We start from the raw sequence: 16,477 nt of genomic DNA, 5'->3' as shown, positions 1-16,477 counted from the left end.
CCTCCCGTTCACTTCGTAAAGTTGATGGGGCCGGCCATACCGGACTCGTAGTGACCCGGGATGTTGCAGGCGAACTCCAGTTCAGTCGGCTGCGTAAATTTCCAGACCAGTTCGGCCGTCTTGCCGGGCTCAACCAATACGCTATTGGGGTCTTCATGCTTCATATCGCCCATGTTCATGCCGCCCATCTCTGAATGGTCCATCTTCGACATATCGTGGTTCATGCCCGTCGGCGTTAGCATTCCGTGTTCCATCATCATCGCCATTTCTTCCTGGTGCTTGGCGTGCATGGCGGGGGTGCCGATGTTGAACTCATGAAGGAGCTCGCCTTCGTTCACGAGCACGAAGCGGACGATCTCGCCAGGCTTTACGGTCAGACTTTCGGGTTCGTACAGGTTGTCGCGCATGGTGATCGTCACGGTGCGCGTGGCCTGCTCGGCTTTAGCTGGCTCGCCGAACGGCAGGCTATGACCGGGAGATGCGGAAGCGGCACCGGCGGCGATAGTCGTGAAGCCAGCGAGAAGGGAAATGCGGAGGAGGTTCGGGAGTGTGTTCGACATAATCTGAGAATCCTGTTCGTTGTTGCGTTGATGTGAGAACGGTGGCCGATTAAGGGCGCAGATCTCCATAGCCCGGGAGCAAATCTCCAGGCGGCAACAGCCGATTGAAAGGAAGACGGGCCGTGCGCAAGCGCACTTCCGGACCTACTACGCTCGAACGAACGAAATTCTTGCGTCAGTAGAGACGAGAAGGTCTCGCCATGTCCGATCCCCGCCCCATCAGGGCAGCCGCGCGGAGATCAGACGCGAGCGCGGGGAGGACGGAAAAGGCCGTCCGGGGCATTCGAGCCGGCGAACCGGTCTACATGAACACCCAGCCGTATCCCGGAAAAGGTGATGACGGCGACTTCCGCAATGGCGGCGACGATAACAGTCGGAGAGCAAGCGACGACGCAGCAGTTTCCAAGGGTCCCGTGCGTCGCGGGCTGCCCTTGGTCCTGCTGTGCTGCGGTTTCGCCGCAATCCTCCACTTGCGAGACGCGCGCATGACTGTCGTCCGCATGGGGCGATGTGGTCTCGACCGGATGGTCATGGGGACCTGATGCGGGCATGGAGTGGCCAATGCCGACGCTCGCCATGAGAAATGCCACAGCGACGAGTGCGCCTAATAGGCGCCTCATACCATCACCCAGCGTGAAGAAGGTACTTCCCATGGAGCTTGGCTAGCATGATGCTTCTGGCAGGTCAACGGTTCTACCTCATCAAATCATCAAATGGATGCCGTGCCGCTGCGACGCAACCAGTTCGTCTACATGGCCGCCTGCGGGGCCAAGCTCGCGGCGCTCAATGCGCTCTACGGGAATAGTCTCGCCTAGGACGATAGCACCATGCCCTGGGTGGTGTTCGCCGACCTGCAGGTGGCGGGCGTCGGCCTGAGCGAGGCCGCGGCGAGAGCCGCCGGCCATGAGGTCAAGACATCCATCGTGCCGCTCGACCATGTGCCACGCGCACGGGCAGCCCGCGACACGCGCGGACTGATCAAGCTGGTGGCGGGCGCCAACACCGACCGTCTGCCGGACGGTCAGACCTCGCGCCCGAGGGCACCGACAGCATTCAGACGCTGGCGCTGGCGCTTAAGTTCGGCATGACCGCCAAGGCGCTGGCCGGGACCATCTTTCCATACCTGACCACGGTCGAGGGCCTTAAACTCGCCGCCCAGACCTTCGACAAGGACGTGGCCAAGCTCTTCTGCTGCGCCGGGTAAGGTCCTCAAGAAGGCGTGACACCTTGGAACTCGACAAGAATTCTGCGGCGGTCTATGAATACATGATGGTCAAGCTCGTACGGATATTCGTGTTCGCCTTGCTCACCGCATTCGCGGTGGGTTCGGTCGCGCACGCGGCGAGCACAACCACCATGTCGATCAAGATGGCGCTCGCCGATGGCGGCGCCATGGATATGGCCGACTGTCAGGGCTGCGGCTCCGAGAGTGACGGGGACGAGGGCGGGCTTGACTGTGACATGGTCTGCGTCGCTCCGGTTCTGGCCAATCTCAGTCCGGAGGGCGGTGTCCCAGCGGTGACAGGTTTAACACCGTCGGTCCGAGCCTTTTACAACCTTGTCGGACGGACAGGTCCGCCCGAACCCTACCCTCCCCGAACGCTCATCTGATCGGACGCCGGTCGGGGTGCGCTCCGACCGCTGCGCCCTGCTGCGCTTCCCGGGCAATCGCGCGGGCAGTCGCTGCTCAATGCCTGTGCAGACAGTGTCTGTACATCTGAAGCACAGCGGAAATCAGATGAGAGCGAACCATGTCACCGATGACCTTGGCGCTATCGCGCCGAACTTTACTGAAGGCGTGCGCCGCCGGCGCTGCAAGCCTGAGCATGCCTGGCCTTATGTTGCCCGCACGTGCGGCCGGCGTCCGGGAGTTCTCCTTGCGGGCCGCGCCGGGACGGGCGCGGCTCGTTCCGGAGCCGCACGGCGAGACGCCCGCCTGGTGCTATAACGAGACCGTCCCCGGACCTGAAATCCGCGTTCGTCAGGGCGAGCGTCTTCGGATTACCGTCGAGAACGGGCTTGCCGAAGAGACCACAGTCCACTGGCACGGGCTCCGGGTCCCCAACGCCATGGATGGCGTGCCGCATCTCAACCAGCCGCCGATCGCGCCGGGCGGAACCTTCGTCTACGAGTTCGACGCGGTCGATGCCGGCACCTTCTGGTATCACCCGCATCAGCGCAGCTTCGAGCAGGTCGGCCGCGGCCTGTACGGGCCGCTGATCGTCGAAGAGCCCGAACCGCCAAAAGTCGATCGGGAACTCGTCTGGGTGCTCGACGACTGGCGGCTCACGAAGTCTGCCGAGATCTCCAACGATTTCGGTAACGGCCATGACATGAGCCACAATGGCCGGATCGGCAACACCGTCACCATCAACGGTCGCGTGCCGGACGCGCGTCCGGTGCGCAGCGGCGAGCGCATCCGGCTGCGGCTCATCAATGCCGCGAACGCGCGCATCTTCAGCCTCGACTTCCAAGGCCATACACCGACGGTCATCGCGCTCGACGGCCAGCCGGTAACGCCGCACGCGCCAATGGGCGGCCTCGTCGTACTGGGACCGGCGATGCGGGCCGACATCATTCTCGACATGATGGGCGAGCCCGGCAGTCGGGTCTCGGTCATTGACCGCTTCTATCGGGACCTCGAATACCGGCTGGTCGACCTCGCCTACGGTGAGACAGCGTTTAGGGACACCATGCCTGACTGGCCGATCGTCCTGCCCGCCAATCCCTTGCGCGAACCAAATGTCGCTGCGGCGCTCCGCCACGAGGTGATCTTCAACGGCGGCATGATGGGCGGAATGGTGATGGCCGAGATGGGCGGCAGCATGGGCGAAGGAACATCAAGGGGAATGGGCGGCGGGATGATGCGCGGCATGATGGGCATGATGCACGGCAATGGCATCTGGTTCGTCAATGGCAAGGCCGCCGAAGGCCATGTGCTAGACCCGATGCTGACGCTCGAACGCGATGGTTCGCATGTGATCGCCATGACCAATGCGACGGCGTGGCACCACCCGATCCATCTGCACGGCCATTCCTTCCGGGTAATCTCGCGCAACGGCGAGCCGACGCCGCACCGCGAATGGCAGGACACGGTGCTAATGGCGCCACGGGAGAAGGTCGAGATTGCCTTCGTCGCCGACAATCCCGGCGACTGGATGTTCCACTGCCACATCCTCGAACACCAGGCTGGCGGGATGATGGGTGTCATCCGCGTTGTCTGATCTAGAGATTCAAGGAGAACCATAATGCACAAGATCATCGTCGCCGCCCTCGCCGCAGCCGTCCTCGGTGCCGGCGTCTACATCACGAACGCATCTCTCGCGGTCGCCGAGGAAGTGAGCCTCTACAAGAACCCGCAATGCGGCTGCTGCGAAAGCTATGCCGACTATCTGCGTGAGAACGGATTCACCGTGAGCGTCAAGCCGACCCATGAACTGGTCGCCATGAGCCGCGAGGCCGGCATCCCGGACGATTTCCAGGGCTGCCACCTCGCCTTCATCGACGATTATGTGGTGAGCGGCCATGTGCCTGTCGCGACCGTCAATCGCCTGCTCTCGGAGCATCCGGACATCAAGGGCGTGACCTTGCCCGGCATGCCGATGGGATCACCCGGCATGAGCGGCGCCAAGACCGAACCTTTTACGATCTACGCCGTGGGTGACGGCAAGCCGTCCGTATACGCGGTCGAATAGGGAGATTTTCCGATGAACAACGCTCCGACCGGTATGGGCATGGGGATGATGGACGGCATGGGCGGCATGATGATGTGGGGCATGGGCCTTGTCTGGCTGCTCGTGATCGTCCTGCTCGTCCTCGGGATTGCGGCGCTGGTCAAATACCTCTTCGGGGGCAAACGCTGATGAACCGCGCCATTATTGGCGCCACGATGTTGCTCGGCGGAAGCGCCGTGGCCGGGCTGCTCTGGGTCAGGTTTGATCAAAGTGGCCCGACGGAGGCATCCGCTGAACGGCTCGACCGCGGACGCGCGATCTACGCGGCGAACTGCGCTTCATGTCACGGCGCGAAGCTCGAAGGCCAGCCGGACTGGAAGAGCCGCCTGCCGTCGGGTCGCCTGCCCGCGCCGCCGCACGACGCTTCGGGACACACGTGGCACCACTCTGACGGTGTCCTGTTCCGCATCACCAAGGAAGGACCCGCCGCGGTCGTCGGCGGCGGCTATCAGAGCGACATGCCTGGATTCGCTGGCGTGTTGTCCGACGAGGATATCCACGCGGTTCTGGACTTCATCAAGAGCTCTTGGCCGGAGCGGGAGCAGCAATACCAGGCCGAGATGAGCCGCCGCGAAAGGGAGGCGAGCCAGTAAAACCCCTGCCTGCGCTCGGGTTCCTGCTGGCACTGCTCGTCTCGACCGCGACGATGGCGGACGGGCCGAATGCCGTCCCGCTGCACGACACGCCGCAGCCGCTCGCCGCAATCTCGTTCGCCGATGAGAACGGCAACGCGCTTACGCTCGACCGCTGGCGCGGCAAGGTCGTCCTTCTCAACATCTGGGCCACCTGGTGCGCCCCTTGTCGCCACGAGATGCCGACACTGGACCGCCTTCAGGCAAGTCTCGGCGGCGAGCGCTTCGAGGTCGTGGCCCTGTCGATAGATCGCGCCGGTGTGGATGTCGTCCGCCGGTTCTTCGATAAGATCGGCATCCAACATCTGGGCATCGTCATCGACGAGACGATGAAAGCATCGCGCGACATCGGGATCTACGGCCTCCCGGAGACATTGCTCATCGCCCCGGACGGGCGGGAACTCGGCCGGCTGATCGGACCGGCCGAATGGGACACGCAGGAGATGGTCGCCTTCTTCGAGAGCGTCATCTCCGACCACACAGGAAAGGAATCTAGACGATGACCACGGAACGGCCCGCCACAACTCCAACTCCGCGCGTCCCATTGTTCCTCAGGGTGCCCTGGCTGTCGAAACGTCGGATTGTCCTGCTTGTCGGCCTCGGGGCGCTCGCCGCAGGACTTGCCCTGAACTGGAACTGGCTGACGGCCGTCGGCGCGGCGCCGGTCCTGATCAGCCTCGCGCCCTGCGCCGCGATGTGCGCCCTCGGCCTGTGCATGCGCGGCGGCGGGGCAAAGTCTTGCGCGACCCATGGCGAGACGGATGCAAGCCCACTGCCGCGGAACCGACAGAAGTGATGTCGCCGACCGGCGTCATCGACCGCAGGGATGTTCGAGGAGAAGATATGAGTCTCGCACGATTAACCGCTGTTCTGATCGGTGCATTTGCCTTCGCCATGCCGGCAATGGCGCACCATCCGGGCGCCGACCTCGACCGGGTCATGGGCAGCAAAGAGCAGTTTTTTCAGCCCATCGACAGCCCGGCCCCGCCCTTCAAACTGGCCGATGCCGATGGCACTATCGTCAGGCTGTCGGACTTCGCCGACAGGATCGTCGTGCTGAACTTCGTCCTTGCCGGCTGCGCGGATGTCTGTCCCCTGCACTCCGCCCTGATCGCCGACGTTCAGTCGAAGATCAACGCCACGCCGATGAAGGACATGGTCCAGTTCATCACGGTGACGACCGATCCCGAGGTCGATACCGCGGATGTCCTGAAGAGCTATGGCGGGGCGCACGGCCTCGACCCGCGCAACTGGATGTTCCTGACCCGCCGCCCGGGCGATCCCGAGGACGCGACGCGAAAGCTCTCGGAGACCTATAACGTCAGGTTCCAGCCGCAGGATGACGGGCAGCAGTTGCATGGCGTCGTCACGCATGTGATCGACCGTGGCAGCCGGTTCGCCGCCAGGTTCCACGGCCTGCGCTTCGAGCCCTTGAACCTGGTGCTTTACATCAACGGGCTGACCAACGCCCCCTCTCGCCCATCCAAGCCGACAGAGGCTGGCTGGTGGGACAGCGTGAAGGGGCTGTTCCGATGACCGGCGTCCATTCGGACATGGACCGAGTGCGCGGTGAAAGATCTATCGGTTGGCTTTCGGCGCTGCGCCGCTACATGGCCTTTGTCGCCGCCGCGAACCTGGTCTGGGAGTTCGCCCACATGCCGCTCTATACGCTGTGGGAAACCGGCTCGGCGGGGGAAATCGTTTTCGCTGCAGCTCACTGCACCGGTGGCGATATTCTCATCGCCCTGAGCGCGCTCATGCTTTCCCTGTTCCTTCTCGGGAATGGGGCATGGCCAACCGAACGCCGGCTTCCGGTCGTCGCGGGGACTGTGGCCTTCGGGCTTGCCTACACGATTTTCAGCGAATGGCTAAATATCGAGGTGCGCCAGGCATGGGCCTATCGCGACCTGATGCCGGTGATCCCCGTTCTCGGCGCCGGCGTCAGCCCGGTCCTGCAATGGATCGTCGTTCCGCTCGCCAGCTTTCATTTTGCCATGGCATTCCCGGCAACCTCTCAAAGGAGCGAGCCCCTCGACCCTCCGGCATCGGCCTGACGGCCCCATTTCTGGCCGGCGCGGTGTCGTTCGTCTCGCCCTGAGTCCTGCCTTTGATGCCGGGCTATGTCGCCGGACACACGGCGGGCGCGATCGATATCGAGTCTGCCCACCGTCGACGACTGGCATTGAGCATGGGCCTCTACTTTGTCGTCGGGTTCTCCACCCATTTTCAGGGCTCTTGGCGCGAGCGCGACCGCGCTCGGTTAGATGCTGTTGAGCTACCGGTACGAGCTCAATTTCGTTGGCGGCGCCAGTGTCATCCTGTTTGAGGGCGACACCTTCCGGGATGGTGGCGGATACCGCGCTGGCTGTTAAGGGATGGAACGCCTATCGGCTTCGACCGAAGGCGGAGGCATCCTGGATCGTCTCGCGCTCAGAGAACGTTGGACCCCTGTCTCTCTCCCTCCAAGATTTACGAAGCAATTCGCCACGATTCTCCTGGATTCACTCGTGAGCGCTATTCTTTGCACAAACCAGTCAGATTGTTGCGCAATGGTGAGCAGGGCTACGTGAAATGTCCGCATTAGCGCGGCTGGCCACTCGCGTTTGCGAACTGCGTAATGGTGCGCATACGAGGAAATGCTTGGAAGTGGGCGGGTGTTGTGGGCGATTCGCCATGGCTTATCAGAGAGTTAGAGGGTGAGTTCTTTCCCTCCGCCATTGGCCGCCGATTGCCGCACAAATAGTCCCATCTTTTAGATAGCCTCTTGCCGTGCCGCTGCATTTCGGGCCAAACTTCTCGCATGCATTGCAACATAGGTAGCCTTTCGTAATGGCCACCGGTCTTGCAGCATAGTCAGCTTTGTATTTGCGCTCGCGTGATCGGGACTGGGCCGGTTGGAAACCGTCCGCTCTTAACTTTCCACCGATAAGAGTGGACGTTAAAAAGGCGCCTGAGAGCACTCGTTCTCTAACGTATCAAATTGGGGAACTGTTCGAGGGTTTCCATTTCTATCGCAAATGATCTCATAGATGCTACTTTCACCGCATTCTGCGAAAGTACGGACTTGGTTGTATGCGCCAATCTGACAGTGACGAGATCAAGGGGGATCTTTTCCGCATTATCCATATCGACGAAGAATTTAGCACAATTTTCGTCAGATATGCTGATGGAAAAACTGCTCGTCTGACGAATACTGAACTTTCCAAGTTGAAGAAAAATAGTGTCATCTTGTCCAATAACGAAAAATGGACAGTATTACCGGAAGAAGTTTGGCCTCGCTCTCTACATATTTCCGTTATCAGAGCGATTCTGAACGACGGAACTATACTCGGAGAATCTGGAAACACCCTTCTGGTCTTGGGAAATCCGAGTAATTTAGAAGTGAAGCCCGACTTTACCGTCGAAATCGACGGTCCGACGTCGGAAATCTGCCGCGTGGTCGCGCAGGAGCCGATCCGGGTTCTTCAACATCCTGCGGACGAACAAATTTCCCCGGCTTCGTTTTTGGTCAGACCTCAAAGCGGTGATTTAACGTTCGATGATTTTGGCGGGTACCGGAATGTGGTCATTCGAGCAAAGGAACTCATCGAGACCCAGCTTGAACGTCACGCCGAACTCGAAAAGATTGGAGCCCGCCCAGTCAAGGGCATTCTCTTCACCGGCCCCCCAGGAACCGGGAAAACACATCTTGCTCGGATCATCGCAAACCAGGCCGGTGCGAATTTTTACGATATAAGCGGCCCATCGATCGTCAGCAAATGGGTTGGCGATACCGAAGATTTGCTCCGAAAAATCTTCTATCACGCAAAACACTCGGACTCGGGGAAATCGATCATCTTCTTTGATGAAATAGACAGTATTGCGGAAAGCAGAACCGGAGCCTCACACGAAGCATCTCGTCGACTCGTAGCGCAGTTTCTAACTCTAATGGATGGCTTCGACTCCAGCCAAAACGCAACAGTTGTCATAGCCGCCACGAACAGAGCCGACGCCCTCGATCCAGCTCTGACTCGACCTGGCCGCTTCGACTGGGAAATCGAGTTCGGACTTCCAACTCTTTCAGATCGCCTTGAAATTCTCAAAATCGGCGCTCGTAGAATCCAATGTTCTGAAGACCTTCCATTCCTCGATATTGCCCGACGATCGCATGATTGGTCGGCAGCTCGCCTAACATCAATATGGACGGAAGCCGCCATCATAGCCGCATCAGATAGGCGCACGCGGATAGCTGGCGAAGATATGGCCCAAGCTTACGAACGGGTTGCCCGCCGCCCCGATCGCAAAACGGAAAGCCCCTCGTAGATGTTTAGGTTCAAGCTTAAATTTCCGTGTATCGGACGCAAGAAATTTAAGTCTGGAAGAAATATTGAAGAAACGCCGGAGCCTTTAAGAGAATTTGTTTATCTGGACGAAGTCAGTCTTGGCAGTCTTTTGGCTTCGCAGAAGGGCGAAATAACCGAGAATATCACCTCGCAGATAGAGAATGAGCGAATCGCTGAAATCGGAGGAAAAATTTCGGCGAGCGGCCCGGTTCTGCCTTCTGCCGAGATCAACTCCCGATTTCAGACCATCAATAGTAACGCCCTGCAAACGCTGCGGAAGGCGACCGCTCAATCGCTCTTCCGCGAACTGCATAAGCTGCCCAATCTCCGAAAAATACACCCAATAGAAGTCGATGAAGTGGCTGAATCATTTGAAAATCTATTTTCAGGTAATTTCCCGAAGGCGATTTACAATGCTGGAGACTTGACGAGAGGCGATCTGGTAGAATTTAGAGTCAAATTGTCGGCGTCGTGGATTTTTCAGATCAGCTCCATGGTAGCCGAATTTTCCGACATGTTCGATGAAAGCCCTACGCTTTTCATGGGACATGTTAAATTTACCGATTTATATCAAGCAAAAAACGCTAACAAAATAGTGAATAAATTATTAGCCGGACTAGTGCCAGTAGATGGGGTCGTTTCCGACTATCTTGTTATACGGCATGGTGGTGAGAAATTTATAGTACATAAAGATATAACTAAAAAACTAAAGGCCGATTTTTCACCTCTCAGGATCGTTGGCGTTACAGAACACCTAGCATATTGGAAAGACATTCGCAGAATATTGTTCGCCGATAACGAGTTCACCATGCTGTGTCGGCTATCAAAAAACGGCATTCAAACCGATTGGAACCCGATCAAGGTCGCAGACGTCTTCAAGGAGCTCGCGCCAAATTTAGCCAAGCAGATAGAAATCGCTGGTAGAACCGCGATGTTGCAATCGGCAAGCAGCCAAAGTGAAAAAAGCATAGAATCAGCGACAGCAAAGCTGACTCTTGCCTTGGCTAGATACCAAGACAAATTGCTTGGAAAAATTAATCATTGCCTCACCGGTGAGCAACTCTCCGAACTGGATCGGGAGATCGCAAGCCTCCCTGTCAACGGTTTCACCGCTGAGGGGCAAAGGGCGGCGTTCGCAGCTGCCAGGGCGATGATCGAAAGCAGCACGGGTCTGACAATAGAGTCATCTACCGACTTAGAACTGCGCGAGAGCATTCGAAAACGCTTTGAAATCCCGCTACTCCCGGAGTCCTCTCCAGAAAGGCGGCGCGCGGCAGAAGAGAGCGATATTGGAGCTCAAGTTGAAGACGCAAATCTTCTCGATGTTGAAGTAGTTGCGATATACTGGTGAGATCCCTGCAGGAAACCTCGCTAGCGCGGATTATATATCGAATTTTGCCGACAGAAGGTCAGCGCATCCAAATCGTGAGCCAAGTTATGCTTGCGCTCCTGGCATAGAGGTTGAGTTTTCGTCCCCCCCCGAACCCCAACCGTCACGAGATCATCGCGAAACCGTAAGCTCCGCAGGGTACGAGTCCAGCGTCGAAACGATGCTCACTCGGGAGATTTCGGATGAAGACTGTCGCCCTCATGCTGGCGCTGGGCGCCGGCACCGCCCTTGCCCTGCCTGCACTCGCCGACATGACCGACGTCATCGAGGTCGGTGTTCGCCCGCTCTATCTGATCGATCGCATGGCCGAGGGGCCGCTGAAGGCGAAGCTTGCGGCCTGTGCCGGGCAGCCGGTGAAGCGGACCCTCTTCTCGATCGGCCATCGCGGGGCCCAGATGCAGTTTCCCGAGCATTCGGCCGAGGCCAATGTGGCCGCCGCGCGCCAGGGCGCCGGGATCCTGGAATGCGACGTGACCTTCACCAAGGACAAGGAGCTGGTCTGCCGTCACGCCCAGAACGACCTGCACACCACCACCAACATCCTGGCGACGCCGCTGGCGGCGACCTGCGTCACGCCCTTCGCGCCGGCGGCGGGCGATGAGCCGGCCAAGGCCGAATGCCGGACGTCCGAACTGACGCTCGCGGAATTCAGGACCCTCGTTCCGAAGATGGACGCCAAGAACGCGGCGGCGACCACGGTCGAGGACTATATGGATGCCACGGCGGGCTGGCGCACCGATCTCTATGCCGTCGAGCCGACGACGCTGATGAGCCATGCCGAGTCGATCCAATTGTTCAAGAGCCTGGGCGCCAGGTTCACGCCCGAACTGAAGGCGCCGTCGGTCGAGATGCCCTTCGACGGCTTCTCCCAGGAAGACTACGCCCAGAAACTGATCGACGAATACAAGGCGGCCGGCATCCCGGCGGCGGACGTCTTCGCCCAGTCGTTCAACCTCGCGGATGTTCTCTATTGGATCGAGGCGGAGCCGGATTTCGGCGCCAATGCCGTCTATCTGGTCGAGATGGCGGACGGTTTCGACGGTCAGGACCCCAAGACCTGGGCGGAGGATTTCGCCGGTCTGAAGGCCAAGGGGGTCAATTATCTGGCGCCTTCGATGAACATGCTGGTCACCGCCGAGGACGGCCGTATCGTCGCCAGCGCCTATGCCGAGGCGGCCAAGGCGGCCGGCCTGAAGCTGATCACCTGGTCGCTGGAACGCTCCGGCCCGCTGGCGGCGCCGGGCGGCGGCGGCTGGTATTACGCCCCCCTGAACGACATCATCGAGAGCGACGGCCAGATGTATGAACTGCTGAACACGCTGGCGATGGATGTCGGCGTGGTCGGCGTGTTTTCCGACTGGCCGGCGACGGTCAGCTATTACGCGTCGTGCATGGGGCTGGACTGAACGTTCGCGCGGGAATGCGACGGGGCGCCCTTCGGGGCGCTCCGTCGCCATCCGACGCCCCCCGCTTCCGTTCGCCCCTTGCTGCCTCTAAACTCAGGGCCCAGCCGTCCCGAGCCGAGAGCCCATGACCGTCGTTCCGTTCCAGCAATCCTTCAACGATACCCAGCAGCGGATCCTGGAAGCCGCGATGGAATGCGTGCGGCAATGGGGGATCGAGAAGACCAATCTGAACGACATCGCCAAGCAGGCGGGGGTCACGCGGCCCACGGTCTATCGCTATTTCGCCAGCCGCAACGAAGTGCTGAGCGCGGCCATGCTGCAGTCGGCGGCGAACCTCAGCCAGCGTATGCTGGCCCATGTCGAGGGCATCGCCGATCCCTCGGCGCGGGTCGTGGAGGCGTTGTTGTTCGGGCTTTCGGAACTGCCGAAGGAAGCCTATCTCGGCATCATCATGCAGACCGATCTCAACGCCTTCGTCTCGCAGGATGCCATGAGCAATGACCAGGGCTGGGCGCTCTCCGTCCTCCTCATGCGGGCGATCCTGTCGGATCTGGCGATCCCGGACGCCGACCTCGAGGAAATCACCGAGGTCGCGATCCGCATGATCCTGTCGCTCCTGCTGATCAAGGGGCCCAAGGCCCGGCAGGAAGAGGAATGGCGGGGTTTCCTGACGCGCCGGCTCCTGCCCATGCTGGGGCTGGAGCACTACGCCAGGAAGCCCGCCTGATCAGGGTCAGACGCCGCGGCGCTTGAGTTCCTGGGGCGTGTAGTCGTCGCCCTTTCGCCCGCCCTCGTTATAGGCCATGCGGTCGTTCACCTCGTTCGACAGGCGATCGGCCATATAGGCGCCCGAGATCAGGTCGTGATAGACGACGACGCGGGCCTGGGTCATGCGACTGCCATAGTCGTAGGACGTGGTCATCATGGCCATGCGGTAGAGTTCGCCACGCGCGTCATACATGTCGGCCAGCATGGGGTTCAGGCTGTCCTCGTCGATATAGATCGTGCGCGCGGCATAGACGTGGCGCAGCCCCGCCTTCAGTTTCGCCTTCAGGACCCAGACCCGGTGCAACTCCCAGCGTACCACGTCGGGATTGAGGTGCGAGGTCGCCAGCATGTCCTTGTATTTGATCGCGGGATCGTCGATGCCGAAATTGTTGTAGGGGATGAAGATCTCCTTCCGGCCGACCAGTTCCCAGTCGTAGCGCTTGGGCGACTGGGTCCAGAGGTTGGTGTCATCGACCGTATGGAAACCGCCGGGGCCGAGGGGATAATCGCCCGCGATCTCGGGCACCTGCTTCACCCGGCGCGTGCCGGGGATGTACTGCCAGGCCTGGCTCGGCCGATTGCCGTAATCCCACCATTCCCGGACCAGGGTGATTTCGCCCTGGTTACGCGCGGGCTTCAGTGTCGAGCGGAAGACGAAGGCGGAAGCGCCGTCGAATTCGCCACGCGCGATCGAGGGATCGTAGGAGGCGGCATAGATGTCCCACTTCTGGGCGCCCCAGGCGATATTGCCGTCGGGATAGACTACCGCCTCGTCCATGATGCCACGCTGGGTGAAGCCGCGCGGCACGGTGATGGCGTTCCAGATCATCTCCAGCCCGGTCTTGGCGAAGGGAAAGGCCGGGGCGGCGAAGACGCCTGTCACCCCCTCGCCGTCCGGCGTCACCGCCGCTTCGGCCGCGTTCAGCTTCAGGTTCGAGAGCACGAAATCGGAGGGGCGGAAATCCCGGTGGCAGGGATAGACGTTCATGCGGAACGTGCCGCCGTTCCGCGCGAACATCGCCTTCTGGCCGTCGGTCAGGCGATCGGCATATTGCTGCATGTTCTGCGCCGTGATGGTGAACAGCGGCTGTTCGGCGGCATAGGGATCGGGCTGGGGCTTGCCGAAGCCGCCCCACGAGAGCCCGGTCGGCACGTCGTTCCACTTGCCGGTCCAGGGCGTGATCATGCCGTCGGCGCTGCCTTCCTTGACCGAACCCATGGGCGTCAGCGAGGTGCCGAGGCTGGCGATCTCCTGCGGTGTCGGCTTGGCGAAGGCCACGCGGGGCATGGCGGCGAGCAATGCCGCCCCGCCCACGCCCTTGACGAAACTCCTGCGATCCATGGTGTTGTTCCTCCCTTGTCTTGCCCGCGTTCCGGGGCCGGTTTTCACCATGTGTATTTGACCGTGGCGACCGCATAGTCGCGATCGGTCATCGGCCGTTCGATCCGGTGGTACGAACCGAAGAAGGCGTTGTACATCAGGCTGATTTCGAGATTGCCGAGGCGCTTGAACTTCACCCCGGAAGCGATACGGACATCGCCCGAGCCCGACAGCGCGCCGAGCGAGCCGGCGGCGGCGGGCGTGCCGAAGGCGATGCCGAAGACGACGGGAACCGACATGTCCCAGCCGCCCGGAAAGACGTCGGTATAGCCGAATTCCGCCAGGCCCTGGACGCCCCAGGATGTGGCGTCGCCCGTCAGCTTGCGGAATTCGTTGATGTTGTTGCCGTTGCCGTCCTGCAGCGGATCGCCGTTGACGTCGTAGAGGTAGAGCGTGTCGTGGCGCGCGACGTGGTTGAGGCTGGCCTCGACCACCAGATTGACGGAATCATACCATTTCGTCGTGCCGCCGACATAGAGACCCGACAGGTTCACCTGCCAGTAGTCGCCGCGCACCGGCTGCGGCGCCGTGATGCCGGCCAGATTGCCGTCGACCAGCATGGGCGCGCCCTGGCGATAGGCGAATTCGAAGCCGACGTTGACCGGGCCGAGGGTGGTGGTCGCGCTGGCGCCATAGAGCTTCACATTGTCGAAATAGCGGATGTTGTAGGTATAGGGCAGATAAAGCGGCGCCACCGTGGCGATCAGATTGTCGGCCACGCCCGTCACCGCATCCTCGATCCCGGAGCAATCGACCCCGAGCCCGCCGCAGAGATCGGAGACCACGCCGAGCACGGTCTCGTCCCGGAAGGGGTTCGACAGGATGGTCGAGATGTTGAAGACCGGCGCCGGGTTCTTGTCGTGGTAATTCAGGAAATAGAGACCGGCGGTCAGATTGTCCGTCAGGTCATAGAGCATGCCGAAGCCGTATTGGCCCGAGTTCGGCTTGATGTCGCCGGCGTAGGCGACGTCGAAACGATGGCTCTGGTCGTCGGCGATGCCGAGAACGTTGTAACTCAGGATGTCCGACAGGATCTGCGAGAGCTGGCTGGGCAGGGCAAGCTGGTCGCAGCTCGGGATCGCGGCGCTGAGAGTGCAGGCGGAGGCGAGCTGAGAGATGATGTCCGGGAAGGGGTTGATGGCGCCATAGGCGAATTCCCGGCCCGGCCCGATAATGTCGGAACGGCTGAAATAGGAGCCCGGCCCGTCCTGCTGATTATATTCGAACATGGGCTGGTAATAGGCCATGACCGACATCCGGGGCGTCACACCCCAGTTCATGGAGATCTGCGGCTGGGGCAGCAGGATGTCCTTCACCTCGGCGCCCGGCGTATTGGCGCGGGTGACGTCCACCACGCCCTGGGACAGCGAGATATTGCCGAAGAACAGGCTTTCGCCCCAGGCCACCACCTGGTTGCCGACGCGCACGGAAAGATCGGTGTCGAAAATCTCGAAATTGCCGTAGGCGAAGGCATTCAGCAGGCGGAAGCGGCCGCCGTTGGCATAGCGCGTACCGCCCGGGAAATGGTCCGGCGGCCCGCCCATCTTGTTGATGCCGTCCGGAAATTCCGTCTCGTTCGAATTGGCCGAGTGATAGACCCAGTCGTAGAAGACATTGCCGCTGAAGTTGAAGCCGTAATCCTGATAGCGGTAATTGGCCTCCAATAGGGCGCTGACCGCATTGGTGACCAGGTCGCCCTTCTCGAAATTCAGGTTGGGATCGTCGAAATTGTAGGAACGCGGCACGCCGGTCGAGACATAGACAACGGGCAGCACCGGTATCTGCTGCAACAGGCCGACCTCGACCGTGTCGGTCTCGGGCGAGAACGATTTGGGGCTGGGGTCCTCGGCCCTGATGCCGATCTGATAGGTCGTGGTCAGGCCGACCGTCAGGGTCGAGCCGTTCTCGAAATCATAGACTTCCGAAAGCGCCGAACCGGCGCCGCCGACCAGCGCGCCGATCACGCCGGCGCGCAGCAGCGGGCCGCGAAGATCGTGGCGGCGCTTTCGCCGGACATTCCTGTTCCCTGCCATCCCCGCCAATTCCCCCTTCATGCGGGCAGCCCCCGGGCGCCCCATTTTTCGATGATCCCGGCCGTTACATCCGGGAAACGCAAAGCAACGAAGACGAAAGCCTCAGCAGAAGTGATCTGTGCTGGGGAGTCCGAGCATGGTGCCGCCCCAGTTTCGGCCGATGGTGTCGGCCTGATTGGCGGCATGGGCCTTGCCGGTCATGAGGTCGGCATAGATGCGTCCGAAGGGCAGGCGGTCGAACACGGCGGCGC

At 60.8% G+C, this 16,477-nt stretch carries 16 protein-coding genes; 13 read left to right on the top strand and 3 right to left on the bottom strand.

Annotated features, from left to right (window positions below):
* Positions 1 to 8: 8 nt before the first annotated feature.
* Positions 9 to 560 (bottom strand): cupredoxin domain-containing protein, encoded by a 552-nt coding sequence (locus L2U69_RS17995; protein WP_236108520.1) that lies wholly within the window; start codon positions 558 to 560, stop codon positions 9 to 11.
* 827 nt (positions 561 to 1,387) lie between these two features.
* Here L2U69_RS17995 and L2U69_RS19325 point away from each other — a divergent pair.
* The 13 genes from L2U69_RS19325 (at position 1,388) to L2U69_RS17930 (ending at position 12,771) form a co-directional block, all read left to right on the top strand.
* Positions 1,388 to 1,648, top strand: a complete 261-nt coding sequence (locus L2U69_RS19325; RefSeq protein ID WP_291055957.1) for a hypothetical protein — start codon at positions 1,388 to 1,390, stop codon at positions 1,646 to 1,648.
* A 139-nt stretch (positions 1,649 to 1,787) separates the two neighbouring features.
* Positions 1,788 to 2,171, top strand: a complete 384-nt coding sequence (locus L2U69_RS17985) for a hypothetical protein (protein ID WP_236108519.1) — start codon at positions 1,788 to 1,790, stop codon at positions 2,169 to 2,171.
* A 140-nt stretch (positions 2,172 to 2,311) separates the two neighbouring features.
* Entirely contained in the window at positions 2,312 to 3,784 is a 1,473-nt protein-coding gene (locus tag L2U69_RS17980) for a multicopper oxidase family protein (protein WP_236108518.1), read from the top strand.
* 24 nt (positions 3,785 to 3,808) lie between these two features.
* A complete protein-coding gene (locus L2U69_RS17975) occupies positions 3,809 to 4,255 on the top strand; it encodes a DUF411 domain-containing protein (RefSeq protein ID WP_236108517.1) in 447 nt (148 codons plus the stop codon).
* A gap of 12 nt (positions 4,256 to 4,267) precedes the next feature.
* The gene (locus L2U69_RS17970; RefSeq protein WP_236108516.1) at positions 4,268 to 4,423 is read left to right on the top strand and encodes a hypothetical protein; all 156 of its coding nucleotides are present in this window, start codon (positions 4,268 to 4,270) and stop codon (positions 4,421 to 4,423) included.
* Entirely contained in the window at positions 4,423 to 4,887 is a 465-nt protein-coding gene (locus tag L2U69_RS17965; RefSeq protein ID WP_236108515.1) for a c-type cytochrome, read from the top strand. Before L2U69_RS17970 ends, L2U69_RS17965 begins: the two co-directional genes overlap by 1 nt.
* Positions 4,888 to 4,940: 53 nt before the next feature.
* Positions 4,941 to 5,429, top strand: a complete 489-nt coding sequence (locus L2U69_RS17960; RefSeq protein WP_236108514.1) for a TlpA family protein disulfide reductase — start codon at positions 4,941 to 4,943, stop codon at positions 5,427 to 5,429.
* Positions 5,430 to 5,721: 292 nt separating this feature from the next.
* Entirely contained in the window at positions 5,722 to 6,462 is a 741-nt protein-coding gene (locus L2U69_RS17955; protein WP_236108513.1) for an SCO family protein, read from the top strand.
* Positions 6,459 to 6,980 carry a hypothetical protein gene (locus tag L2U69_RS17950; protein ID WP_236108512.1) on the top strand — a complete coding sequence of 174 codons (522 nt, stop codon included), beginning with the start codon at positions 6,459 to 6,461 and terminating at the stop codon, positions 6,978 to 6,980. The genes L2U69_RS17955 and L2U69_RS17950 overlap by 4 nt, the downstream gene beginning before the upstream one ends.
* Positions 6,981 to 7,998: 1,018 nt before the next feature.
* Entirely contained in the window at positions 7,999 to 9,228 is a 1,230-nt protein-coding gene (locus L2U69_RS17945) for an ATP-binding protein (protein ID WP_236108511.1), read from the top strand.
* A complete protein-coding gene (locus tag L2U69_RS17940; RefSeq protein WP_236108510.1) occupies positions 9,229 to 10,599 on the top strand; it encodes a DUF6414 family protein in 1,371 nt (456 codons plus the stop codon).
* A 221-nt stretch (positions 10,600 to 10,820) separates the two neighbouring features.
* Positions 10,821 to 12,044 carry a glycerophosphodiester phosphodiesterase family protein gene (locus L2U69_RS17935; RefSeq protein ID WP_236108509.1) on the top strand — a complete coding sequence of 408 codons (1,224 nt, stop codon included), beginning with the start codon at positions 10,821 to 10,823 and terminating at the stop codon, positions 12,042 to 12,044.
* Between the two features lie 124 nt (positions 12,045 to 12,168).
* Positions 12,169 to 12,771, top strand: coding sequence for a TetR/AcrR family transcriptional regulator (locus L2U69_RS17930; RefSeq protein WP_236108508.1), 603 nt, complete (start codon positions 12,169 to 12,171; stop codon positions 12,769 to 12,771).
* A 6-nt stretch (positions 12,772 to 12,777) separates the two neighbouring features.
* On the opposite strand, the gene L2U69_RS17925 is transcribed toward L2U69_RS17930, so the two are convergent.
* Together L2U69_RS17925 and L2U69_RS17920 are read right to left on the bottom strand one after the other, a co-directional pair.
* Positions 12,778 to 14,154 (bottom strand): DUF1329 domain-containing protein, encoded by a 1,377-nt coding sequence (locus L2U69_RS17925; RefSeq protein WP_236108507.1) that lies wholly within the window; start codon positions 14,152 to 14,154, stop codon positions 12,778 to 12,780.
* Positions 14,155 to 14,198: 44 nt separating this feature from the next.
* Positions 14,199 to 16,226 carry a DUF1302 domain-containing protein gene (locus L2U69_RS17920; protein WP_236108506.1) on the bottom strand — a complete coding sequence of 676 codons (2,028 nt, stop codon included), beginning with the start codon at positions 16,224 to 16,226 and terminating at the stop codon, positions 14,199 to 14,201.
* Positions 16,227 to 16,477: the final 251 nt, after the last annotated feature.

It is taken from the genome of Zavarzinia marina (assembly GCF_021568905.1).
Lineage (GTDB): Bacteria > Pseudomonadota > Alphaproteobacteria > Zavarziniales > Zavarziniaceae > Zavarzinia > Zavarzinia marina.
This window is presented reverse-complemented; position numbering and strand designations above follow the sequence as displayed.